Genomic DNA, 23,012 nt, shown 5'->3' on the forward strand with positions numbered 1-23,012 from the left:
CGCCACCGACCGGTGGTGGGCCTTTCCGGCGTCCACCCCGAGACGCCCACCAAAACGGGCGTTAATGCCCCGCGCGGCCGCCGCCGCAATGGCGCACGTCGATCAGGAAAGAATTCCCCACCCCTCCGCGGGCCCGGCCCGGCGCCGTCCGGGGAGCCCCCGGCACCACGCCGAACCCGCCAGGTATCGACAAAGGTCAGTGCATCGAGGGTTGTTCCCGCAGGCCACGGTACGCGCACCGCGTACCCAAAACCGAGGTTGTGGCATGTGCCGACGACCGCCCGGAGCCGACCGATAAGCTGACCCGGCGGTCGCTGAAGCCCGCGGACGACGCAGCGCACCCGCTTGAACGCGGTTGACCTCGCCGTCGACACCCGCAGTTCATGCCGAAGAACGGGGGTCGGCCGCCTGGCCGCCCCGAAAGAAGGACTAGCCTGATGGCCGTGACACGCCGCGCAAAGATCGTCTGCACGATGGGCCCCGCCACCAAATCACCCGAGCGCATGCTCGGACTGGTGGAAGCGGGCATGAACGTGGCCCGGATGAACTTCAGCCACGACACCCGGGAGAACCACCGGGAGATGTACGAGCTGGTCCGAGCCGCCGCCGAGCAGGCCGATCGCCCGGTCGCCATCCTCGCCGACCTCCAAGGCCCGAAGATCCGCCTCGGCAAGTTCGCCGACGGCCCGCACCGCTGGGAGACCGGCGACCGCGTCGTCATCACCAGCGACGAGATCCTCGGCACCAGGGAGCGCGTCTCCTGCACCTACAAGAAACTCCCGCACGAGGTCAAGGTCGGCGACCGCCTCCTCATCGACGACGGCAAGGTCGCGATCGAGGTCACCGGCGTCGAGGGCGAGGACATCCACTGCCTCGTCACCGAAGGCGGCCCGGTCAGCAACAACAAGGGTGTCAGCCTCCCCAACGTCGCCGTCAGCGTCCCCGCCCTCAGCGACAAGGACGAGGAAGACCTCCGCTTCGCCCTCAACCTGGGCGTCGACCTGGTCGCACTCTCCTTCGTCCGAGCCCCCGAAGACATCAACCTCGTCCACAAGATCATGGACGAGGAGGGCCGCCGCGTCCCCGTCATCGCCAAGGTCGAGAAGCCCGAAGCCGTCCAGCACCTCGAAGGCATCGTCCTCGCCTTCGACGGCGTCATGGTCGCCCGCGGCGACCTCGGCGTCGAACTCCCCCTCGACCAGGTCCCCCTGGTCCAGAAGCGCGCCGTCCAGCTCTGCCGCGAGAACGCCAAGCCGGTCATCGTCGCCACCCAGATGCTCGACTCCATGATCGAGAACTCCCGGCCCACCCGCGCCGAAGCCTCGGACGTCGCCAACGCCGTCCTCGACGGCGCCGACGCCGTCATGCTCTCCGGCGAGACCAGCGTCGGCAAATACCCGGTCCTCACCGTCAGCACCATGGCGAAGATCGTCACCACCACCGAAGCCGGCCGCATGGGCGTCCCACGCCTCATGCACGACCCCCGCACCCACGGCGGCGCCCTCACCGTCGCCGCCTCGCAGATCGCCCGCAACATCGGCGCCAAAGCTCTCGTCGCCTTCAGCCAAACCGGCGACACCGTCAAGCGCCTCGCCCGCCTGCACTGCGACCTGCCCCTCTACGCCTTCACCCCGGTCAGCGAAGTCCGCAACATCCTCTCCCTCAGCTGGGGCGTCGAGACCTTCCTCACCGACTTCGTCGAGCACACCGACGACATGTTCAGCCAGGTCGACGCCAAAATGCTCAGCATGGGCCTCGCCAAACCCGGCGACTACGTCGTCGTCGTCGCCGGCTCCCCGCCCAACGCGCCCGGCTCCACCAACACCCTGCGCGTCCACCAGATCGGATCGCTCGTCGACGCGGCCAAGGTGTGACCTTGCTCCAAGGACAGGCCGCCGTCGACCAGCTCGTCGAGCTTCTCGACCTCAAGCAGGTCGACGCGGCCACCTTCCAGGGCGAAAGCCCACAAACCGGTGCCCAGCGCGTGTTCGGCGGCCAAGTCGCCGGACAGGCGCTGGTCGCCGCCGGCCGCACCGTCGATCCCACCCGGCACGTCCACAGCCTCCACGGCTACTTCGTCCGCGCCGGCGACCCCACCCAACCCATCACCTTCCACGTCGAAACCATCCGCGACGGCCGCTCCTTCTCCGTCCGCCGATCCACCGCCAGACAACACGGCAAAACCATCTTCTTCATGTCCGCCTCCTTCCAACTCCCCGAAACCGGCCTCGACCACCACACCCCCGCACCCACCGACATCCCCGCTCCCGAAAACGTCCCCACCATCCTCGACTGGGCCGAGAAATACCCCGAGCGGATGGCCATGTTCAAAGCCTCACCCCGCTCCGTCGATGTCCGCTACATCGGCGAACCCGGTTGGGTCCCACCCGGCGACCGCGCCGTCCAACCCCTCCAGCGCGTCTGGATGCGCCTCGACGGCACCCTCCCCGACGACCCACTCATCCACGCCTGCGCACTCACCTACGCCAGCGACATGTCCCTGCTCGACGCCGTCCTCTCCACCCACGGCGAAGTCTGGGGCCCCGGCGGCGTCATCGGCGCCAGCCTCGACCACGCCCTCTGGTTCCACCGGCCCTTCCGCGCCGACGAATGGTTCCTCTACGACAGCACCAGCCCCTCCGCCAGCGGCGCACGCGGCCTCGCTCACGGCCGCATGTTCACCCGAGACGGACGCCACATCGCCAGCGCCGTCCAAGAAGGCCTCCTCCGCCGCATCGGCGAATAGGGACACTGCCCCGCACCCCAGGTGCGGCTACACCCGTGGCGAACGCCGGCCGACCTCATACCACCGGCCCCCGGACTCCGACTGTGATCTTCATCGGCTGGTCATCACCGGCGTCACAGCACCGTTGAGACGCGACACCCAGCACCAGCCAAGCGATACCGGCTGGTCATCACCGCTGACCCTGCTGGCTTATCAATAAAGGCCCGCTACCAGCGCATATCCGGTCCGGCCCTACTTTGCTAGGCCTCACGACGCGGGTGCGGGGTAGCGGAAACCGGACCTGGATCAGGGCTTCGGCGACGGCGACCGCGACGGCGACCGCGACCGGCGACGGAGATCGGAGATCGGTGGTCGGCGGTCCCAGACCGGTGAAGATCGGTCCGTTGCGGTGGTTGCGCATGTGGACGGCATCGTTTGAACGATGTGCTCGTCGCTGGGCAAGACCGGCGAAGCGACCCGGCCGGCCGCGGTGGCTCCTCGGCGATCGCTGTTGACGCTGCCCCGTGGATTCCAGCGTGTGCACCGGCTGGCCGCCACTCGGAACCACCGCCACGTTCCCCGGCTGGCAGCGGACGCGGAGACGAGCCCCCGTCCGGGGGAGGCGGGTCACGGATTTCGGCTATCTGTGTTCGGCAGACGTGACACCCGCAACGGGTGTCGTCACACCCACTCCGGGTGTCGCGTTCTCCGAGCACACATCGCTTCGCACGCCGGCCCTCCGCCCACCGGACGCCAGGGTGCCGGGGTGCCGGGGTGCCGGGGTGCAGGGGCGGCAGGGGCGGCAGGGGCGGCAGGGGCGGCAGGGGCGGCAGGGGCGGCAGGGGCGGCAGGGGCGGCAGGGGCGGCAGGGGCGCACCGTCGGTGCGCTCTGGGAGCCCGCCCGGCGGGCAGACGGGGCCGAGCGATTCGGCACGCAGGGCCCTGCGCGGTCGCTCACGAGCGTCACAGCGCTGCTCGGGCCACACCGTCGGTACACGGAAGAACACCCACTATGGGTGCGGTCACACCCACAACTGGCGCCGATGGCGGGAGAACCACCCCATACCGCCGGAGCCACGAGCCGCGCAGCAAGAACACCGCCGCAGGCTCGAGCCGGGGCAGCAAGAACGCCAGCCGACGCGGACATCCACTGCCACCCGGCCAACCAAACGGCACCTCACCCACTGTGGATACGATCACACCCGCGGGGGAGCATCGCGATCACGAAAGATCCACCCCACACCGCCGAAAGCCTGAACAGAACAGCCCACCCCAGCAAACCGGCGACTACCGCGAAGGACCCCGCTTCTCCGGTGCCAACTCCACACCCTCCGGTGAATCCGGCACCACCGGAACATCCCGTTCCACCGGCGCCGACCGCGAACCCGTGATCCCGGCCTGCGCCAACATCGCATCCAGATCAGCCGTCGTCCGCACCACCCGATCATGAAAACTCTCACCCGGCCGCGACTCCGACACCGCCTCCACCGCCGTCACCGTCGAGCCACCAGACCGCGCCCGATGCCGCGCCCGCACCCGCGGAGCACCTTCGCTGTCAGCCAAACCAGCCGAATAGCCCTGCACCCCCGCAGCCCGCTCCGCCGGCAACTCCAGCACATCCCGCCGCGGCGCGGCCACCTCACGCAACCGCAACGCCGTCACCAGATCCGCCACCGCCCGCAACACACCCAGGGCACCCAGCACCACCATCACCAGATCCGCCGCACGCGAGAACGGACTCGCCGCGAAGAACCCCAGCCCCGTCTCCAACACGCCCACCGTCACCAGCAGGCTCCACACCCGATCCGAACCCCGCGTCATGATCCCCACCGCGACATCCATCGCGCCACGAACCATCAGATACCAGCCCACCAACGCCGCCGGCCCCGCGAACGACGAACCCTCATCCGTCAGCAACAACACACCCGTCGCCGCGAACAACACCGCCAAACCCGCGTTCAACCACCACATCCGCGTCCCCGCCAGTGCCCGGACCAGCTCACACACCGCCCCGAACAACACCACCGGACCCGCCACCGCCGCCACATTCGTCGGCTCCAACCGCAACATCGCCCAACCGATCGCCAGCCACGCAGCACCCGCGAACATCAGGAAACCCCACATGCTCCCGCGCTTGACGGTCAAGGGCGAAGAACCGGACGACAACATGAGGCCTCCCGCTGAAGCTGTCCCTGCCATGACAGCATCCGGGCCACGCCACGGCCCCGGGTTCGCGAGATTCAGACCAAGATCAAAATCATCCTCTGGTACGACGTAAGCAGTGTCACCACTTCGGCCGACGAACTCGCCGAGTCGAGCCACCGGCTCCCGGGTGGTGACCGCTATCAGAGCGGGCCGGCGGGCCGGCAGATTGTCCAATATCATCACTGGTCAGGCGAAGTCGATGCCGCCGCGGTGGTCGACCGGTTTCATCGTTGGCGAGCCTCTCGACATCGACGAAAGCCCAGCTGCTCTCGGCTTACGACACCAGCACCGGGATCGTGCTCGTCCAGGTCCAGATCGCGTGCACCCCGCTCATGCGCCGGGTCGGAGCCGTGATCGGATCCCCTGACCGCGTCCTGGTCGTCGCGGACGCGCTGCACGCCCAGGTCGGGCGCGCCGACCGCTCGCCACGGACGGTGTTCATCTGATGGTCACGGTCAACCAGCGGGCACTGCACTGCCAGTTCAAAAGGCCTTCCCTGGAACCAGGTGCTGATCGGGGCGCAGCCCCGCGAGTCCGGTCACGGCCGCAAGCGAGACCCACACGATCAAGGCGATCGCCGTCGTGACCCCGGGCGGGCTGGGAATTCCCCACGCGTACCGTCCGGCGCCGGCGGACCCAACGCCGGTTGGACCTGAGCCGGGCCGAGCTCGCCGAGATGATCGACCCGGTCGTACGCGGGTGGTTTCACCGTTCCGCGCTCTACACGTTCCTGGCGCGTATCGACTTCTACCTGGTGCGTTGGATCCGCAAGAAGTACCGACGGCTACGACCATGCCGCAAGGCGCGAATCGTGTGGGAACGCATCATCGCGCAACACCCCCGCTACTTCGCGCACCGGGCCCAAGTCCGTAACCAGCTGATGATTGGCCAGGGCGGTGAGGAAAATGTGACGGGAGAAAGTCGCGCTCCGTTCCGTGGGATCCACGAGATGAGAGCCCTCCGGGCGACTCGACCCGGGGTCGGGTTTCGTCTGAGGACGCCCGATGATCGGATCTCGGGGTCGACGTAATCGTGGATCTTCATTAGCCTGGCCAGGCGCAATCGGATCAAGGAGTTGGAGAATCCATGCAACGGAAATCCCTGCTTGTTAAGGCGGGTGCGGCCCTGTCTGCGGTCGTGGCCACCACCACGATGGCACTCGTAGCGACGGCCGCGCCGGCAGCAGCCGGCAACTGCACCACGGCGTTCTGTGGCGGCCGTGTGTACAACCTGGCGACATCAGGCAAGTCCATCGGTGTCACCAACTGCTGGGACGGTCAGCTTGGTACCTACTCCCGCGAGACCTTGAAATGCGCGGTGAACGGCTGGACGACCTCCAGTTACAAAGCCCACATGAACGTCGGTCCGCGAGCAGACTCCGTGCATAAGTACTACTACGACGTCGACGGCTTCCGCGTGCTGAAGGGATGCCGGGTTACGGCCAGTTGGAACGGCGGCGATGACAAGGTGTACGACCGCCGTGGAAACACCGTAAGCCAATGGTTGAGAATGACCGGGACCGATTCGGTGACAATCACGAGCATCTCTTGCTGATCAGGGCGGTATGAACTGTGCTCGCCGGTACCCGCGGTACCGGCGAGCACTGGATCGGCTCCTGCGCGCACCTGGGTGGATAAAGCCGGGACCGGCACCGGCGACAAGCCTGGCACCACCAGCAGTGACCCGTAACGCATCGTCGTGCTGGAACGAGAGGTTGCGGAGCGAACCAGAGGGTTCGCGGCGTCCTTCTTCGTCGCGGACCTGGACCGTCCGTTGCGATGAAGTCGACGTCATCGACGCCCAGATCGCCGAGCACTGTCCGGCCGGTCCTGCGGGCGTTCGAAGTTGCGGGGTCCACCAGGTGTGCGGGTGGACGAGGTTGATGGCGGTCGCGGAGGACGGGTGTTGCAGGCGGATTTTCGCGAGACCGCGGTAGCGCGTGGTGGCTGCCGGTGACGTCGGGGGACTGTTGCGGGTGCGGTTCGACGCCGACGCGCCGTTTGTACGCGTCGGCCCATGCCGGGTGCGGGCGGCGGCCAGCGAGTGGTACAGGTCGCGGGGTGGAAAGGTGAGTTGACGGCTGCGGCGTTTCGCGGTCGTGCGCAGGTCCCGGGGGACACAGGCTGCAGGCGCTGCGGGCCGAGGAGACCACGATGACCTTGGTGCCGCGCTGCACGGCCCGGCTCCAGGAACTGCTGGCGCGGTACGGCGAGGCGATCCCCGAGCGGCCGGAACCGTGGGTGGAACAGGCCAGACGTCGCGCCCGGACCCGCGGCACGACCCGGTGAGCACCTACCCGTAACGTCGGCGACCACCCGTTTGTGACAGCGGTGCACCCGCTGCGCCAGCGCCCCGCACCCAGGCACGCCACCACCGTTGACGGTGTCCACGCGCGGATCAGAGCCCCTTCACCCTGGTCAACGAGATCTTGATCTCCAGCGGAGGGCAGCTGGCGAACACCGTGCTCAGCACCGCATCGACATCATTCGTACGACTACAACGACGCCGATCACTCAACGCATTACCGAAAGTGAGACAGGGCCGTTCTTCGGGTAGTCGTCGACGACCCTTTGGTGTGTCCCCGGTGGGATTCGAACCCACACTGAATGGATTTTGAATCCATCGGCTCTGCCGGTTGGCCTACGGGGACGAGCATCATCGAGTGGGCGCAAGTTAGGTCACGCCAACCCGAACACCCGACAGCCTACCTACTAGGCTTAGGAAGGCGGTACCCAGATACCCGGGTGTCGCGACATCGACATTCTGGGGGTAGGGGTTTCCGTGGCCGACACGCAGGCTGGTGCCGAGCGCAAGCGGGTGCTCATCGCCGAGGACGAGGCCCTCATCCGTCTGGACCTCGCCGAGATGCTCGTCGAGGAGGGCTATGACGTGGTCGGGGAGGCGGGCGACGGTGAGACGGCGGTGCGCCTGGCCGAGGACCTGAAGCCGGATCTGGTGATCCTCGACATCAAGATGCCGATCATGGATGGTCTGGCGGCGGCGGAGCGCATCGCCGGTGGCCGGATCGCGCCGGTGGTGATTCTGACGGCGTTCAGTCAGCGTGATCTGGTGGAGCGGGCGCGGGCGGCGGGTGCGATGGCGTACCTGGTGAAGCCGTTCCAGAAGTCGGATCTGGTGCCGGCGATCGAGATCGCGTTGTCGCGGTATTCGGAGATCTCGGCGTTGGAGTCGGAGGTCGCGGGGCTGACGGAGCGTCTGGAGACGCGGAAGTCGGTGGAGCGGGCCAAGGGCGAGCTGATGACGAAGTACGCGATGACGGAGCCGCAGGCGTTCAAGTGGATTCAGCGGACCGCGATGGATCATCGGATGACGATGCGCGAGGTGGCTGACCGGATTCTGGCGGAGCAGCAGGCTGAGGGGGAACCTTCGAAATGAGACGTGCGGGCGCCGCGGTGGCGACAGCGTTGTTGTTGTCGGTCTTCGGATGCTCGTCGGATTCTGACGCTGAGCCGTCTCCCCTGTCCTTGGACTGGCGGGAGGCGGCTCTTCCGCTTCCGGCGGGGGTGCCGGGCGCGCCGGTGGTGCGGGATGCGGTGGCGTGCGGGGACGGCTGGTTCGTGGTCGGTGGTGTGCGGGATGCGGCGGGGGCGACGCGTCCGGCGGTGTGGCGTGCGGGTTCGGATGGTGTGTCGTGGTCGCCGGTGGAGGTGGCGGCGGAGAGTTTCTACGGCAAGCAGAACGTGTTGTTCGCGGCGGCGTGCCGGGAGGGCCGGCTGGCTGTGGTGGGGGACAAGCCGGGTGGCGCGCACGGTAATCCGCGGACGAGTTCGTGGTTCCTGGATGCCGGTGGGGTGCTGCGGGAGGTGGCGGCGCGTTTCGAGTTGTTCGGTGGTCCGACGGCGGTGAATGTGTCGCGGTTGGTGGCGGGTGCGCCGGGGTTTCTGATCGCGGGTAACCGGGCTTCGGGTGCGGCGGTGTGGTCGTCGGGGGATGGTTCGGAGTTCGAGATCGCGGAGGGCGCACCGGGTCTGGCGTCGGATGGGTCGGGTTTGACGTGGGCCGCTGATGCGGTGGCGGTGGATGACGGTTGGGTGGTGGCCGGTGGATTGATGCCGGCGGGCCGTCCGGATCGTGATCCGGTGGGGTGGCGGTCGTCCGGTGACGGGGTGTGGCGGCGGCTGGCGGCGGAGGGCGCGTCGGGGGAGTACGAGGAGTTGCAGCGGGTGACGCTGGCGAGTGGGGTGCCGGTGGCGTTGGGGTTGCGGGGTTCGGTGGTGGGTGTTTGGCGGTTGGAGTCGGATCGGTGGCGGCCGGGCGGGTCGTTCGGTTCGGTGTCGCCGTCGGCCTGGTCGGGGGTGCGGGCGTTGGCGGCGTCGGGGCCGCGGTTGGTGGCCGCGGTGGGGGACGGGTCGTCGTTCGGGTTGTGGGTTTCGGAGGATGGCGGGTCGGGGTGGCGGCCGATGGTTTCGCCGCGTGCGGTTCGTGGTGTCGCGGGAAGTGCTCTGTCTGTCTCGGCCGGTCCAGGGCTCCTGGTGGTGTCCTCGGATGACGGTGTTTCAGGCCGTGTTTTCACGTCTGTTTCAGCGGCGTGAATGTTTCCTGCTGAGGGATGGTCCGTGAAGATCATTTTTAGTGGGTCGTTCGAGTGGCTCTCGGTAACGGTTTGGCATGTGTGGCCTTAAGTTCTTAACTGTCGATGCGGAGCCCAGTACGCTGCGCCAACACGAGCAGTGCGCAGATTCGTGGTGCGTGGTCACGCGGGGAGATGAGGATCTTGTGGTCTCCGCTGGCCTCGGTACGCCGAATCCTGCACCAGGATGAAAGGTCAGAAGCCTTGAGGCGTAACTTTTCTCGGGTCCTCGGAACGGTGGGCATCGCCGCGGCGATGCTCGCGGCTGCCGGCTGTCAGGACGCGGGCTCCGGTGACTCGAACACGGCCGCTGCCGAGTGCGGTGGCAAGATCGCGATCTTCGGCGCGTTCAGCGGTGACAACGCCGGTCTGGTGATTCCGTCGCTGAACGGTGCGAAGCTGGCCATCAAGCAGCACAACGCGGCGAACGCGAACTGCCAGATCGAGCTCAAGGAGTTCGACACGCAGGGTGACCCCGCGCAGGCGACTCCGATCGCGAACCAGGTGGCCGGCGACCAGTCGTTCCTGGGTGTGATCGGTGGTCACTTCTCCGGTGAGTCGGATGCGACGATGCCCGTGTACGAGGCTGCTGGTCTGGCGATGGTGAGCCCGTCCGCGACCCGGACGGACCTGACCGCGAAGGGCAACAAGTCCTTCTTCCGGGTGGTCGGTAACGACGGCACTCAGGCCGGTGCGGTGTCGACGTACCTGAAGTCGCAGAACGCGGCGAAGGTCTTCATGATTGACGACGGTTCCGCGTACGGCGCGGGTATCACCGCCGAACTGGAGAAGAACCTGGGCGCGGCGCTGGCCGGCAAGGAGAAGATCCAGGAGAAGCAGGCTCAGTTCGAGGCGACCATCTCGAAGATCAAGAACGCGCAGGCGGACTTCGTCTTCTACGGTGGTTACACCCGTGAGGCGGCTCCGCTGGTTCGCCAGATGCGGGCTGCCGGTGTCACGGCGAAGTTCGTCGGCCCGGACGGTCTGTACGACCCGGCGTTCCCGCAGGGCGCGCAGAAGGGCGCCGAGGGCGCGATCATCACCTGCCCGTGTCTGCCGGCTTCGAAGGCGGGCGGCACCTTCTCCGCCGACTTCGAGAAGGAGTACGGCATCGCGCCGGGTTCCTACGGTGCTGAGGGCTTCGACGGCGCGACGATCTACATCGACGCGTTCAAGGCCGGCAAGAAGACGCGGGCCGACATCCTGGCGTTCGTGAAGGCGTACGACAAGCAGGGTGTCTCGAAGTACATCAAGTTCGCTGAGAACGGTGACGTCGACCCGAGCAAGGTCGTGATCTGGTCGTACCAGGTCAAGGGCATCACGTTCGAGCCGCTGCAGGAGCTCAAGCTCAGCTGACGACCAGCATTCGGACTGCGGCCGGGGTGGGAACCCCGGCCGCAGTCAGTGCAAGGAGAACTCGGTGAATTTCGACGCACTCATTAGCGAGTTCGGTCAGCACACCGTCGACGGTCTGTCCAAGGGCGCGATCTACGCGTTGGTCGCCCTGGGGTACACGCTGGTCTACGGTGTTCTGCGACTGATCAACTTCGCTCATTCCGAGGTCTTCATGGTCGGCACCTTCGCGGTGCTGTTCGTGTGGACCCAAGTTCCATTCGAGGGAATCCCCTCGCCCGGGCAGGCGGTGGTGCTACTGCTGCTGGCGCTGGTCGCGGCAACGCTCGCCTCGGGTGGCACGGCGCTGGCGATCGAGCGGATCGCCTACCGGCCTCTGCGGAAGAAGAACGCGCCTCCGCTGATCTTCCTGATCACCGCCATCGGTGTCTCGCTGATCCTGGTCGAGATCTTCGGTCAGCTGCTGCCGGACCTGCTGGGCCGGGCGCTGCCGGAGCTGTTCGGGCGTCCCCGGCAGCTGGTCGGCATGCCGACGATCATCGAGCAGAAGGATCTGTTCACGATCGGGCACGTGACGGTCAACAACATCCAGGTGATCGTCGTGGTGTCGGCGCTGGTGATGATGGCGCTGCTGGACTGGTTCATCAACAAGACCCGGTACGGCCGTGGTGTGCGGGCTGTGGCGCAGAACCCGGAGACGGCCGCGCTGATGGGCGTCAACCAGGAGCGCGTGATCATGCTGATCTTCGTGCTCGGTGGTGTGATGGCCGGCGCCGCCGCGGTGCTCTGGGGCATCCGGGCCGGTTTCACGCTGAACAGCGTGGGCTTCGTACTGGGTCTCAAGGCGTTCACCGCCGCGGTGCTCGGCGGTATCGGTAACCTGCGCGGTGCGCTGCTGGGTGGTCTGTTCCTGGGTCTCGTCGAGGTTTACGGCGCGACGCTGTTCAGCACCCAATGGGAGGACGTGATCGCGTTCGTGGTGCTGATCGTGGTGCTGATGTTCCGGCCGACCGGTCTGCTGGGTGAGTCGCTGGGGAGGGCCCGGGCATGAGCCAGAGTGTGGACACGAGCGTGCCCCGGATCGGCCGTCTCGACGCGGTGCGGGATCGCTGGCAGAATCTGCCGAAGTGGCAGAAGTCGCTGGGCGCGGTCGCGGGTATCGCTTTCCTTTATTACCTGCCGCTGCTGGGCATTCCCGGCCTGACGTGGTTCCGGACCGACTCGATCGAGGGCGGCAGCAGCTGGGCCGGCACCTTGTTCACGTGCGCCATCTATGTGCTGGTGGCGATCGGCCTGAACGTGGTGATCGGCCTGGCCGGTCTGCTGGACCTGGGGTACATCGGCTTCTTCGCGATCGGCGCCTACGGTGTGGGCCTGTTCGGCTCGGTGAACTCGCCGGTGGTCAAGCTGATCCAGGAGAGGTTCGACCTGCCCGCGACGTGGGCGGTGGGCTGGGTGCTGTGCGCGTTCATCGCCGTGCTCCTGACGATGATCTCGGGTGTGATCCTGGGCTGGCCGACGCTGCGGCTGCGCGGTGACTATCTGGCGATCGTGACGCTGGGCTTCGGTGAGATCATCCGGATCGTGGCCCGCAACATGGTGGGCGTGACGAACGGCCCGGTAGGCATCTCGGCGATTCCGGGTCCGGAGGGTCCGCCGTCGTCGGACAACAACATCTTCGGTCTGGTCGACGTGAAGCCGTGGTACTGGCTGGCGATCACGTTCGTGCTGGTGATGGTGTTCGCGGTGCGGCGGCTGGAGCACAGCCGGGTGGGCCGGGCGTGGCTGGCGGTCCGTGAGGACGAGGACGCCGCGGCGGTGATGGGTGTGAACCCGTTCAAGTTCAAGCTGTGGGCGTTCGCGATCGGCGCGGCGCTGGGTGGCCTGTCCGGGATGCTGTTTGCGTCGCGGTACGCGTTCATCGACCCGACGCAGTTCAACGCCAACCTGTCGATCCTGTTCGTCGCGATGGTCGTTGTCGGTGGCTCCGGCAACATGGCCGGTGTGGCGCTGGGCGCGGTGTTGCTGGGGTACCTTCCGGAGCGGTTCCGGGAGATCGCGGACTACCGTTGGCTGGCGTTCGGTGTGGCGATGGTGCTGGTGATGATCCTGCGTCCGCAGGGCCTGATCCCGAGCCGGCGGCGTGCCCGCGAGCTGAAGGACCGCGCGGCGGAGGCAGAGGAGGCGCCCGCTCATGTCTGACGAGACCACTACGGTGGCGGCGCCGAGCGCCGCGGTTCAGCCCGCGCCGGGTAGGAAGCTTCTCGAGGTCGACGGGGTCACGCTGCGGTTCGGCGGTGTTCTGGCGCTCGACGGGATCAGCTTCGACATTCACGAGGGTGAGATCCTCGGCCTGATCGGCCCGAACGGCGCCGGGAAGACGACGACGTTCAACGTGATGACCGGGGTGTACAAGCCCACGTCGGGCGCGGTCCGGTTCAACGGGCAGCAGGTGAGCGGCCGCAAGCCGCACCAGATCAGCCAGATGGGCATCTCCCGGACGTTCCAGAACATTCGTCTCTTCCCGGAGATGAGTGCGGTCGAGAATGTCATGGTCGGTACCGATTCGCGGCACAAGACCAGCGTGCCGGGTGCGCTGCTGCGGCTCTACCGGATCCGGCCCAAGGAACACGAGCTGCCGCAGGTCACCTCGAGCAACGGGGTGGTGCGTGCGTGGCAGCAGACCCGCCGCGTCTTCGCGAAGACGTTCGGGTTGTCCCGGCACATCCTCGAGGAGCGTGCGGCCGAGGACAAGGCGATGGAGCTGCTGCGCTTCGTCGGTATCGCCGACCGGGCGAACGATGCGGCCCGCAACCTTCCGTACGGCTACCAGCGCCGCCTGGAGATCGCCCGGGCGCTCGGCACCGAGCCGAAGCTGCTCTGCCTGGACGAGCCGGCCGCCGGCTTCAACCCGGCGGAGAAGGAGGAACTGCTCGAACTGATCCGGAGGATCCGTGACATGGGTGTCACCGTGCTGCTCATCGAGCACGACATGCGCCTGGTCATGGGTGTCACCGACCGGATCGTCGTGCTGGAGTTCGGCCGCAAGATCGCCGATGGTTCCCCGGTCGACGTGAGCCGGGACCCGAAGGTGGTCGCGGCGTACCTGGGGGAGCCCACCGATGCTGCTTGAGCTGGACAACGTGTCGGTGTCGTACGGGCGGATCGAAGCCCTGCACGGCATCAGCCTCACCGTCAACGAGGGTGAGGTGGTTGCTCTGATCGGCGCGAACGGCGCCGGTAAGACGAGCACCATGCGGGCCATCTCCGGGACCCGCTCGCTGTCCGGTGGCCGGATCACCTTCAACGGTGAGGACATCAGCAAGCTGCGCGCCGACCTGCGGGTTGTTCGGGGCCTGTGCCAGTCGCCGGAAGGCCGGCAGGTCTTCCCCGGTATGACGGTGCTGGAGAACCTGGACATGGGTGCCTACACCCGCAAGGACACCAAGGGAATCGCCGAGGACCTGGAGAAGGTGCTCACCATGTTCCCGCGGCTGCGCGAGCGGCGGAAGCAGCCGGGCGGCACCCTGTCCGGTGGCGAGCAGCAGATGCTGGCCGTCGGCCGTGCCCTGATGGCCCGGCCGAAGCTGCTGCTGCTGGACGAGCCGTCGATGGGCCTCGCCCCGATGATCATCCAGCAGATCTTCGACATCATCGTGGAGATCAACCAGCAGGGCACCACGGTGCTGCTGGTGGAGCAGAACGCGCAGCAGGCGCTGGCCCGCGCCCACCGCGGGTACGTGCTGGAGACCGGCCGGATCGTCAAGGAGGGCACCGGCCAGGACCTTCTGCACGACCCGGCGGTCAAGGAGGCGTACCTCGGCGTCGCCTGACACAGCCGTGCCGCGGGGCGGTCACCCTCACCGGGTGGCCGCCCCGCGGTGCGCGCGGAAACTTGTCGGACCCGGCGACTAGAGTCCTGGGACGTGAGCGACGACGCCCAGACCCCCCGACTGCTGCTGCTCGACGGCCACTCGCTGGCCTACCGGGCCTTCTTCGCGCTGCCGGTGGAGAATTTCAGCACCCACACCGGTCAGCCGACCAACGCCGTGTTCGGTTTCACGTCGATGCTCATCAACATGCTGCGCGACGAGAAGCCGAGCCACATCGTGGTCGCTTTCGACGTGTCCCGTGTCTCCTTCCGCACGGAGAAGTACGCGGAGTACAAAGCCGGCCGTTCCGAGACGCCGAAGCCGTTCCTGGGTCAGGTCAGCCTGATCAAGGAGGTGCTGGAGGCGCTGCGCATCCCGGTGATCGAGAAGCCCGGTTACGAGGCCGACGACATCATCGGCACCCTGGCGACCCAGGGCCGTGCCGCCGGCATGGAGGTGATCATCTCGACCGGTGACCGGGACGCGTTCCAGCTCGCCGGCGACCACGTCACCATCCTCTACCCGGTGCGCGGTGTCTCCGACGTGTGGCGGATGACGCCCGAGGCCATCGAGGCGAAGTACTTCGTGCCGCCGTCGCGCTACCGCGACAAGGCGGCGCTCGTCGGCGAGACCAGCGACAACCTGCCCGGTGTTCCCGGTGTCGGCGACAAGACCGCCGCCAAGTGGATCAAGGAGTACGGCGGGCTCGACGGCATCGTGGCGAACGTCGACAAGATCAAGGGGAAGGTCGGCGACAGCCTGCGCGCCCACCTCGCCGACGTGCTGCGCAACTACGAGATCAACGCCCTGGTCTGCGACCTGGAGCTGCCGCTGGCGCCTGCCGACGTGCGCTGGGAGGGCTGGGACCGTGAGGCGGTGCACCAGGTCTTCGACGCCCTCGAGTTCCGGGTGCTGCGCGAGCGGCTGTATTCGTACCTGGAGGCCGTCGAGCCGGAGGCCGAGGCCGGGTTCGACCTCGACGCCACCGTGCTGCGGTCCGGCGGCGTCGCCGCATGGCTGCGCGAGCACGCCGGCACCGCCCCGGTGGGCGTCTCCGTCACCGGCACGTTCGGCCGCGGCGCCGGCCGGCTCACCGGCGTCGCCGTCGCCACCGCGGGCGGTCCCGCCGCCTGGTTCGACCCGGAGAGCCTCGACGAGGACGACGACCGTGCCGTCGCCGCCTGGCTCGCCGAGCCGTCCCGGCCCAAGGTGATCCACGACGCGAAACCGGCCCTGCTCGCCTTCCACGCCCACGGCTGGCAGCTCGCCGGCGTCACCACCGACACCGCCCTCGCCGCCTACCTGGCCAAACCCGACCAGCGGGCCTACGACCTCAACGACCTCGCCCTGCGCTACCTCAAACGCGAGCTGCGTGTCGAGGAGCCACAGGACGGGCAGCTCGCCCTCTCCTTCGAGACTGCCGACGACCACAGCGCCGAGCAGGCCGTGATGCTGCGCGCCCGCGCCACCCTCGACCTGGCCGAGGTCCTCACCGCCGAGCTGTCCCGCGACGGCGGCGAGTCGGTCCGGCTGCTCGCCGACGTCGAGCAGCCGCTGTCGGTCGTCCTCGCCGAGATGGAGCGGCGCGGCATCGCCGCCGACACCGACTACCTGTCCGAGCTGGAGTCGCACTTCGCCGCCGAGGTGAAGGCCGCCCAGCAGGCCGCCCACGAGGTCGTCGGCCGCGAGTTCAACCTCGGCTCGCCCAAACAGCTGCAGGAGATCCTCTTCGTCGAGCGCAACCTGCCGAAGACCAAGAAGATCAAATCGGGGTACACGACCGACGCCGACGCGCTCACCAACCTGTTCGAGCAGACCGGCGACCCGCTGCTGGCCCACCTGCTGCGCCACCGCGACGTCGCCAAGCTCAAGTCGACCGTCGACGGCCTGCTCAAATCGGTCTCCGACGACGGCCGCATCCACACCACGTTCAACCAGACCGTCGCCGCCACCGGCCGGCTCTCCTCGACCGACCCCAACCTCCAGAACATCCCCATCCGTACGGAGGAGGGCCGGCGCATCCGCCGCGCCTTCGTCGTCGGGCCCGGCTTCGACCAGCTGATGACCGCCGACTACAGCCAGATCGAGATGCGGATCATGGCGCACCTGTCCGGCGACGACGCGCTCATCGCCGCGTTCAACTCCGGAGCCGACTTCCACGCCGCCACCGCCTCGTCGGTCTTCCACGTCGGCCTCGGCGAGGTCACCCCCGACCAGCGGCGCAAGATCAAAGCCATGAACTACGGCCTGGCGTACGGGCTGAGCGCCTTCGGTCTCTCCAATCAGCTGAGCATCTCCACCGAGGAGGCGCGCACCCTGATGACGGAGTACTTCGAACGCTTCGGTGGCGTCCGCGACTACCTGCAGGCCGTCGTCCAGCGAGCCGGAAAGGACGGCTACACCGCCACCATCCTCGGCCGCCGCCGCTACCTGCCCGACCTGAGCAGCGACAACCGCCAGCGCCGCGAGATGGCCGAACGGATGGCCCTCAACGCGCCCATCCAGGGATCCGCCGCCGACATCATCAAGATCGCGATGCTGCGGGTGGACGAGGCACTCAAGGACAGCGGCCTCGGTTCCCGCATGCTCCTACAGGTCCACGACGAGCTGGTCTTCGAGATCGCCCCCGGCGAACGCGAACCCCTCGAAGAGCTGGTCCGCCGCGAGATGGGCGGCGCCTACCCGCTGTCGGTTCCCCTCGAGGTCTCCATCGGCGCCGGCCGCGACTGGAACGGCGCCGACCACTGATCACCCGGTCAGGCCCGGCGCGGCCCGGCGCCAGACCCGCCCGGCCCGGCGCGGCCCGGCGCCAGACCCGCCTGTCCGGGTGCGTCCCGGCCGCCTGTCCGGGTGCGTCCCGGCCGCCCGCCGGGCGCGTGCTTGACACGTGCCGGCTGCCTGGCCTGCTGTGTGCTTCGGGTGTGTGGCGGCTGTTCGCGGCCGGGTGGGCTGCCTGCCCGGCCTGCTGTGTGCTTCGGGTGTGTGGCGGCTGGCCGCGGCCGGGTGGGCTGCTTGCCTGGCCTGCTGTGTGCTCCGGGTGGTGGCACAGCCGGCCGCGGTCGGCTGTGCCGGCTGCCGGCGGTGCGTGGCGGCCGCCTGCCGCCCGGCGGGCGCTGGTCGTCCGCCGGGCACCGGATCCGTAGGTGGCTTTCGTGGCCGGGTGCAATGATCGTCCGGTGGGCGCGTGGGCTGCACGCCGGTTGCCCGGCCGGGTGACCCGAGTACCCGACCGGGTGGCATCGGAGCCGCGACTTGTCCCGTTCTGACACCCTGGTCCGATGCCGATCCGATCGATGACGATGGAGGCCGGCGCTGACTCCGCCGCCGACTCAGCGACACCCGGGCCGGTGCTCGGGCACGGCCCCCTGGACGAGGATCAGGCCGGGCACCTCGCCGGCACGTTCAAGGCGCTCGGCGACCCGGTCCGGCTGCGCCTCATCTCGATGATCGCCTCAGCGGCCGGCGGCGAGATCTGTGTCTGCGACCTCAGCGCCGCGTTCCCGCTGACCGGCCCCACCATCTCGCACCATCTGCGGATCCTCCGCGAAGCCGGTTTGGTCGACTGTGCCCGCCGCGGCACCTGGGTCTACTACCGCCCGGTCCCGGCCGCCCTCACCCGCCTGGCCGCGGTCCTGGACGCCCGCCACGCGGCCATCCCCTGACGTCAGGCAGTCGGCGGTCGCCGGGAGATCCTTGCGGTCGGCCGGGTCCTTCTCGCCGATCTCGATCAGAACCGAACGCCCGGGGACGATCGCCGGCCGGCGGACCGGGACCCGCCGGTGCCGAGCTACTTCATTCAGCCCGGTGGCGGTCGAGTTCAGGTGTCGCGGAACTCGGCGTACCGGTCGGTGTCAGCCATGACGCAGCGCTTCCGGCTTGTGCACCGCCTCGCGCCCGGTCTTGTCGCTGCGCACCTGGTACTGCGGCTCGCCCGGAGACGCGGCCACGGTTCGCCCGGCGGCCTCGGTCCGTTTGGTGATCTTCCGCTGGACGGTGCCGTGGACCTTCTCGCCATGGCTGCGCCAGGTCACCTTCTCGCCCTTTTCCAGGCTTTTCTTCGCATTGGCCATGTGCGCTGGTTACCCGGCGGCCGCCACCGGAAACGGCTCAGGACCTGGGCAGGTCGCAGACGAAGACGGCGGTCCCGGGGAACAGTCGCCCCCGGAGCGGGCTCCACTGGCCCCACACCTGCTCGTGACCCGCCGGCCACTCCGGCTCCACCAGATCGCGCAGCACGAACCCGGCCGCCACCAGCTCGCGCACCCGGTCGCCCAGGGTGCGGTGCTGCTCCAGGTAGGTGACCGTCCCGTCCTCGTCCCGTTCGACATACGGCGTGCGGTCGAAATACGAGTTCCGTGCGACCAGTCCGTCCTCGCCCGGCTCGTCCCAGAAGATCCACCGCATCGGGTGGGTGACCGAGAACACCCAGCTTCCACCCGGTCGCAGCACCCGTGCCACCTCGCGCATCGCCGCGCCCGAGTCGGCGACGAACGGGATCGCCCCGAACGCCGTGCACACGATGTCGAACGAGTCCGCGGCGAACGGCAGCGCCATCGCGTCGGCCTGGACGAGCGGCACGCGTACCCCACTGCGCCCGGCTGCCTCCCGCGCGTGCCGCAGCATGCCCGCCGAGAGATCCATGGCGACCGGACGGGCGCCTTCGCGGCGCAGCCACCGGCTCGCTGCCGCGGCGCCGGCCCCGAGTTCCAGAATCCTCTTCCCGGGTACGTCGCCGAGCAGCCGTGCGTCGGCCTCGCGCAGTCGTTCGGGGCACCAGACGAAGTCCACGTCGCCGAGGAAGGCGCCGTGCTCGTCCTGGTAGTCGTCGGCGTCGGAGTCCCACCAGGCCCGGTTGCCGCGGCGGGCCTCGGCCTCGGTGACCGGGGTCTCGTTCGAGGGGGACGATGTCACCCGGCAACGGTACGGCAGGCGTGTCGGCCGCCCGGATTCGGCCTATAAAGGGCATGCTGACGGGTTCCGGCCCGACAATGTGCCGCGCTCCTCAGGAGGGCTTGCAACCTGTGGTAATGCGCACGGTAAGCTAGTCGATGCGCTCGCGGATCGTGTGCCTCGGCAGGGAGCAGGTTCCGTGGTCGCCGGTCTCGGCATGATCGACTGTAGTGATCAGACTGCTTCAACGGTTGGGTCGTCTCGCTCGTTCGTGTCGCTTCCGGTGGCAGTTCCGTCGAGCGCGGGAGACACCACGAATCCATTCCGTTCGGAGCAACTGTCCACATGACGAGCAGCATCGAGGCCACCTCGAGCGCCAACAAGGTCACCGTCGACGATCTCGGCTCGGAGGAAGCATTCCTCGCGGCCATCGACGAGACCATCAAGTACTTCAACGACGGCGACATTGTCGAAGGCACCGTCGTCAAGGTCGATCGGGACGAGGTCCTGCTCGACATCGGCTACAAGACCGAGGGCGTCATCCCCTCGCGCGAGTTGTCGATCAAGCATGACGTGGACCCCGCGGAAGTGGTGTCGGTCGGTGACCACATCGAAGCCCTCGTCCTCACCAAGGAGGACAAGGAGGGTCGTCTGATCCTCTCGAAGAAGCGCGCTCAGTACGAGCGGGCCTGGGGCACCATCGAGAAGATCAAGGAAGACGACGGCGTCGTCCGTGGTTCCGTCATCGAGGTCGTCAAGGGTGGTCTCATCCTCGACATCGGCCTCCGTGGCTTCCTGCCCGCCTCGCTCGTCGAGATGCGCCGGGTCCGCGACCTGCAGCCCTACGTCGGCCGTGAGCTCGAGGCGAAGATCATCGAGCTGGACAAGAACCGCAACAACGTGGTTCTGTCCCGCCGCGCCTGGCTCGAGCAGACGCAGTCCGAGGTTCGCACCGAGTTCCTCAACAAGCTGCAGAAGGGCCAGGTCCGCAAGGGCGTCGTGTCCTCCATCGTCAACTTCGGCGCCTTCGTCGACCTGGGCGGTGTGGACGGCCTGGTGCACGTCTCCGAGCTCTCCTGGAAGCACATCGACCACCCGTCCGAGGTCGTCGAGGTCGGCCAGGAGGTCGAGGTCGAGGTGCTCGACGTCGACCTGGACCGCGAGCGCGTCTCCCTGTCGCTGAAGGCGACCCAGGAGGACCCGTGGCGTCAGTTCGCCCGGACTCACGCGATCAACCAGATCGTGCCGGGTAAGGTCACCAAGCTCGTCCCGTTCGGCGCCTTCGTCCGCGTGGACGACGGCATCGAGGGCCTGGTGCACATCTCCGAGCTGGCCGAGCGTCACGTCGAGCTGCCCGAGCAGGTCGTCCAGGTGGGTTCGGACGTCCTGGTCAAGGTCATCGACATCGACCTGGAGCGCCGCCGGATCTCGCTGTCGCTCAAGCAGGCCAACGAGGGCTTCGTCGAGGGCGAGGAGCACTTCGACCCGACCCTCTACGGCATGGCCGCGACGTACGACGCCGAGGGCAACTACATCTACCCGGAGGGCTTCGACCCGGAGACGGGCGAGTGGCTCGAGGGCTACGAGAAGCAGCGCGAGACGTGGGAGAAGCAGTACGCCGACGCCCGCGAGCGCTGGGAGGCCCACACCAAGCAGGTGCAGGCGTCCCGCGACGCCGACGCCGAGGCCGCGCTCAACCCGGCTCCGGCCGGCGGCGTGACCACGTCGTCGTCCTCGACGAGCTCGTCGGCCCCGGCGCGCTCCGCCGAGGAGCCCGCCGGCACCCTGGCCACCGACGAGGCTCTCGCGGCTCTGCGCGAGAAGCTGGCCGGCGGCAAGAGCTGAGACTGACGCGAGTCAGCCAGTAGTACCCAGGAAGGCCGTCCCGACTCCGGTCGGGGCGGCCTTCCGTCGTCAGGTGCACACGTCCCGGCCTCCCGGCGCGCGGGCCGGTGGCCATCGCCGATACTTGATCCCATGTTGATGGTCGGGCTCACGGGTGGTATCGGTGCGGGCAAGAGCGCGGTCGCCCGCCGTCTCGCCGAGCGTGGCGCGGTGATCATCGACGCCGATCTGCTGTCCCGGGAGGTGGTGCGGCCGGGCACCGACGGACTCGCCGAGATCGTCGCCGCGTTCGGGGCGGGCGTGCTCACCCCGGAAGGTGACCTGGACCGTCCCGCGCTGGGCGCCAAGGTGTTCGGCGACGAGGGGGCCCGCCGCCGGCTGGAGCAGATCATCCACCCCCGGGTGCGGCAGCGGACCGCCGAGATGACCCGTGCGGCGGCGGCCGACGCTGTGGTGGTCAACGACGTTCCGCTCCTGGTCGAGGCGGGGCTGGCTTCCTCGTACCATCTGGTTGTCGTGGTGATCGCCGACCGTGAGTTGCGTCTCGGGCGTCTCACCCACCTGCGTGGCATGACGGAGGCGGAGGCCGCCGCCCGCATCGACGCGCAGACCGACGACGAGCACCGCCGGGCGGCCGCCGACGTCGTCCTGGACAACGACGCCGGCCTGGACCGGCTGCACGCCCGGGTGGACACGGTGTGGCGGCAACGGCTGATCGAGTTCGAGCGCAACCTGCGCTTGCGGCGCTCCGCGCCGAAGGGGCCCGGGCTGCGCATCCTGCCCCCGGATCCGGAGTGGCCGCGGGCCGCGGCCCGGCTCGTCGCGCGGATCCGGCACGGGCTCGGCGACGGCGTGGGCGTCTTCCACATCGGTTCGACCGCGGTGCCCGGCCTGCCCGCCAAGGACATCATCGATCTGATGATCGGCGTGCGTACCCTCGCGGAGGCCGACGCGCTCGCCGGGAAGCTCGCCGACCTGGGCTTTCCGGCGCGGCCCGGCGAATGGTCCGATCACGCGCACGGCATTCCCGGCGGCACCTGGCCGAAGCGGCTGCACGGCTGCGCCGATCCCGGCTACCGGGTCAACCTGCACGTCCGGGTCACCGGGTCACCGGGATGGCGGTTCGCGCTGTTGATGCGTGACCACCTGCGTGCCGTGCCGGCGGCCCGCGACGCCTACGCGGTCGCGAAACAGGAGCTGGCGTCGCACCACGACGACCGAGCCGGTTACGCCCTGGCGAAGGAGCCGTGGTTCGAGCAGGAGGCCCGGGCCGCCGACGACTGGGCCGAGGCGACCGGCTGGCAGCCCGGCGACGACTGAGGGCCACACCCGAAAGGGGCCCTCGCGGCGGCCGGGCCGTTGACACAGCCCACTGCGGGTGCGCACGCCAGGGCGTCCGGGGCGCATCGACCACGGTGCGGCGTGACGGGCCGTGTGGGGACCCGCGCACTGCCGGCGGCCGCCGCGAGCGGCCTGCCGGCCCAGCCTAGGCAGCGGCGTAAGCCCTGGACAATGCCGCGCGGCGGAGCCG

The 23,012-nt window shown here is 68.5% G+C and carries 19 protein-coding genes and 1 tRNA gene; 16 read left to right on the forward strand and 4 right to left on the reverse strand.

Annotation, left to right across the window (positions count from 1 at the left end):
• The first annotated feature begins 437 nt into the window (after positions 1-437).
• Both pyk and AB0I88_RS21560 read left to right on the forward strand, forming a co-directional pair.
• The gene (gene pyk / locus AB0I88_RS21555) at positions 438-1,874 is read left to right on the forward strand and encodes a pyruvate kinase (protein ID WP_361027114.1); all 1,437 of its coding nucleotides are present in this window, start codon (positions 438-440) and stop codon (positions 1,872-1,874) included.
• A gap of 2 nt (positions 1,875-1,876) precedes the next feature.
• A complete protein-coding gene (locus AB0I88_RS21560) occupies positions 1,877-2,746 on the forward strand; it encodes an acyl-CoA thioesterase II (protein WP_361027117.1) in 870 nt (289 codons plus the stop codon).
• 1,266 nt (positions 2,747-4,012) lie between these two features.
• Here AB0I88_RS21560 and AB0I88_RS21565 read toward each other — a convergent pair.
• Complete coding sequence (locus AB0I88_RS21565) at positions 4,013-4,894, reverse strand: hypothetical protein (RefSeq protein WP_361027120.1); 882 nt, start codon at positions 4,892-4,894, stop codon at positions 4,013-4,015.
• Positions 4,895-5,160: 266 nt separating this feature from the next.
• Here AB0I88_RS21565 and AB0I88_RS21570 point away from each other — a divergent pair, with 266 nt between their 5' ends.
• From AB0I88_RS21570 to AB0I88_RS21580, 3 genes are all read left to right on the forward strand, one after another.
• Positions 5,161-5,376, forward strand: a complete 216-nt coding sequence (locus tag AB0I88_RS21570) for a hypothetical protein (RefSeq protein WP_361027123.1) — start codon at positions 5,161-5,163, stop codon at positions 5,374-5,376.
• Between the two features lie 640 nt (positions 5,377-6,016).
• Entirely contained in the window at positions 6,017-6,484 is a 468-nt protein-coding gene (locus AB0I88_RS21575) for a hypothetical protein (RefSeq protein ID WP_361027126.1), read from the forward strand.
• Positions 6,485-7,083: 599 nt separating this feature from the next.
• Positions 7,084-7,218, forward strand: coding sequence for a hypothetical protein (locus AB0I88_RS21580; protein ID WP_361027129.1), 135 nt, complete (start codon positions 7,084-7,086; stop codon positions 7,216-7,218).
• Between the two features lie 288 nt (positions 7,219-7,506).
• On the opposite strand, the gene AB0I88_RS21585 is transcribed toward AB0I88_RS21580, so the two are convergent.
• Positions 7,507-7,580 (reverse strand) — tRNA-Leu (locus AB0I88_RS21585).
• A 131-nt stretch (positions 7,581-7,711) separates the two neighbouring features.
• On the opposite strand from AB0I88_RS21585, the gene AB0I88_RS21590 reads away from it, so the two are divergent.
• From AB0I88_RS21590 to AB0I88_RS21630, 9 genes are all read left to right on the forward strand, one after another.
• The gene (locus AB0I88_RS21590) at positions 7,712-8,326 is read left to right on the forward strand and encodes a response regulator (RefSeq protein ID WP_361027132.1); all 615 of its coding nucleotides are present in this window, start codon (positions 7,712-7,714) and stop codon (positions 8,324-8,326) included.
• Positions 8,327-8,415: 89 nt separating this feature from the next.
• Positions 8,416-9,483: a hypothetical protein gene (locus AB0I88_RS21595; RefSeq protein ID WP_361027135.1), complete on the forward strand. Its 1,068-nt coding sequence runs from the start codon at positions 8,416-8,418 to the stop codon at positions 9,481-9,483.
• Between the two features lie 242 nt (positions 9,484-9,725).
• Entirely contained in the window at positions 9,726-10,877 is a 1,152-nt protein-coding gene (locus AB0I88_RS21600) for a branched-chain amino acid ABC transporter substrate-binding protein (protein WP_361027138.1), read from the forward strand.
• 64 nt (positions 10,878-10,941) lie between these two features.
• A complete protein-coding gene (locus AB0I88_RS21605; protein WP_361027141.1) occupies positions 10,942-11,925 on the forward strand; it encodes a branched-chain amino acid ABC transporter permease in 984 nt (327 codons plus the stop codon).
• Entirely contained in the window at positions 11,922-13,076 is a 1,155-nt protein-coding gene (locus AB0I88_RS21610; RefSeq protein ID WP_361027144.1) for a branched-chain amino acid ABC transporter permease, read from the forward strand. The genes AB0I88_RS21605 and AB0I88_RS21610 overlap by 4 nt, the downstream gene beginning before the upstream one ends.
• The gene (locus tag AB0I88_RS21615; protein ID WP_361027147.1) at positions 13,069-14,007 is read left to right on the forward strand and encodes an ABC transporter ATP-binding protein; all 939 of its coding nucleotides are present in this window, start codon (positions 13,069-13,071) and stop codon (positions 14,005-14,007) included. The genes AB0I88_RS21610 and AB0I88_RS21615 overlap by 8 nt, the downstream gene beginning before the upstream one ends.
• Entirely contained in the window at positions 13,997-14,707 is a 711-nt protein-coding gene (locus AB0I88_RS21620) for an ABC transporter ATP-binding protein (protein WP_361027150.1), read from the forward strand. Before AB0I88_RS21615 ends, AB0I88_RS21620 begins: the two co-directional genes overlap by 11 nt.
• Positions 14,708-14,800: 93 nt before the next feature.
• Entirely contained in the window at positions 14,801-17,494 is a 2,694-nt protein-coding gene (polA, locus tag AB0I88_RS21625) for a DNA polymerase I (RefSeq protein WP_361027153.1), read from the forward strand.
• Positions 17,495-18,024: 530 nt separating this feature from the next.
• Entirely contained in the window at positions 18,025-18,408 is a 384-nt protein-coding gene (locus tag AB0I88_RS21630; protein ID WP_361027156.1) for a metalloregulator ArsR/SmtB family transcription factor, read from the forward strand.
• Between the two features lie 189 nt (positions 18,409-18,597).
• Here AB0I88_RS21630 and AB0I88_RS21635 read toward each other — a convergent pair whose 3' ends face one another.
• Both AB0I88_RS21635 and AB0I88_RS21640 read right to left on the reverse strand, forming a co-directional pair.
• Complete coding sequence (locus AB0I88_RS21635) at positions 18,598-18,816, reverse strand: DUF2945 domain-containing protein (RefSeq protein WP_361027159.1); 219 nt, start codon at positions 18,814-18,816, stop codon at positions 18,598-18,600.
• Between the two features lie 37 nt (positions 18,817-18,853).
• The gene (locus AB0I88_RS21640) at positions 18,854-19,657 is read right to left on the reverse strand and encodes a class I SAM-dependent methyltransferase (protein ID WP_361027162.1); all 804 of its coding nucleotides are present in this window, start codon (positions 19,655-19,657) and stop codon (positions 18,854-18,856) included.
• Between the two features lie 324 nt (positions 19,658-19,981).
• Here AB0I88_RS21640 and rpsA point away from each other — a divergent pair, with 324 nt between their 5' ends.
• Both rpsA and coaE read left to right on the forward strand, forming a co-directional pair.
• Positions 19,982-21,481, forward strand: coding sequence for a 30S ribosomal protein S1 (rpsA, locus tag AB0I88_RS21645; protein ID WP_208466352.1), 1,500 nt, complete (start codon positions 19,982-19,984; stop codon positions 21,479-21,481).
• 132 nt (positions 21,482-21,613) lie between these two features.
• Positions 21,614-22,801: a dephospho-CoA kinase gene (gene coaE, locus AB0I88_RS21650; protein ID WP_361027166.1), complete on the forward strand. Its 1,188-nt coding sequence runs from the start codon at positions 21,614-21,616 to the stop codon at positions 22,799-22,801.
• The last annotated feature ends 211 nt before the right edge of the window (positions 22,802-23,012 follow it).

Origin of the sequence: Actinoplanes sp. NPDC049802 (assembly GCF_040656595.1) — a bacterium.
Lineage (GTDB): Bacteria > Actinomycetota > Actinomycetes > Mycobacteriales > Micromonosporaceae > Actinoplanes.

What these genes read in the sequence shown, in the direction of transcription:
- pyk (WP_361027114.1), top strand. Translation starts at nt 438, where the DNA reads ATGGCCGTGACACGCCGCGCAAAGATCGTCTGCACGATGGGCCCCGCC.
- AB0I88_RS21565 (WP_361027120.1), bottom strand. Translation starts at nt 4,894, where the DNA reads ATGTTGTCGTCCGGTTCTTCGCCCTTGACCGTCAAGCGCGGGAGCATG.
- AB0I88_RS21575 (WP_361027126.1), top strand. Translation starts at nt 6,017, where the DNA reads ATGCAACGGAAATCCCTGCTTGTTAAGGCGGGTGCGGCCCTGTCTGCG.
- AB0I88_RS21580 (WP_361027129.1), top strand. Translation starts at nt 7,084, where the DNA reads ATGACCTTGGTGCCGCGCTGCACGGCCCGGCTCCAGGAACTGCTGGCG.
- AB0I88_RS21610 (WP_361027144.1), top strand. Translation starts at nt 11,922, where the DNA reads ATGAGCCAGAGTGTGGACACGAGCGTGCCCCGGATCGGCCGTCTCGAC.
- AB0I88_RS21615 (WP_361027147.1), top strand. Translation starts at nt 13,069, where the DNA reads ATGTCTGACGAGACCACTACGGTGGCGGCGCCGAGCGCCGCGGTTCAG.
- AB0I88_RS21620 (WP_361027150.1), top strand. Translation starts at nt 13,997, where the DNA reads ATGCTGCTTGAGCTGGACAACGTGTCGGTGTCGTACGGGCGGATCGAA.
- AB0I88_RS21630 (WP_361027156.1), top strand. Translation starts at nt 18,025, where the DNA reads ATGCCGATCCGATCGATGACGATGGAGGCCGGCGCTGACTCCGCCGCC.
- AB0I88_RS21635 (WP_361027159.1), bottom strand. Translation starts at nt 18,816, where the DNA reads ATGGCCAATGCGAAGAAAAGCCTGGAAAAGGGCGAGAAGGTGACCTGG.
- rpsA (WP_208466352.1), top strand. Translation starts at nt 19,982, where the DNA reads ATGACGAGCAGCATCGAGGCCACCTCGAGCGCCAACAAGGTCACCGTC.
- coaE (WP_361027166.1), top strand. Translation starts at nt 21,614, where the DNA reads ATGTTGATGGTCGGGCTCACGGGTGGTATCGGTGCGGGCAAGAGCGCG.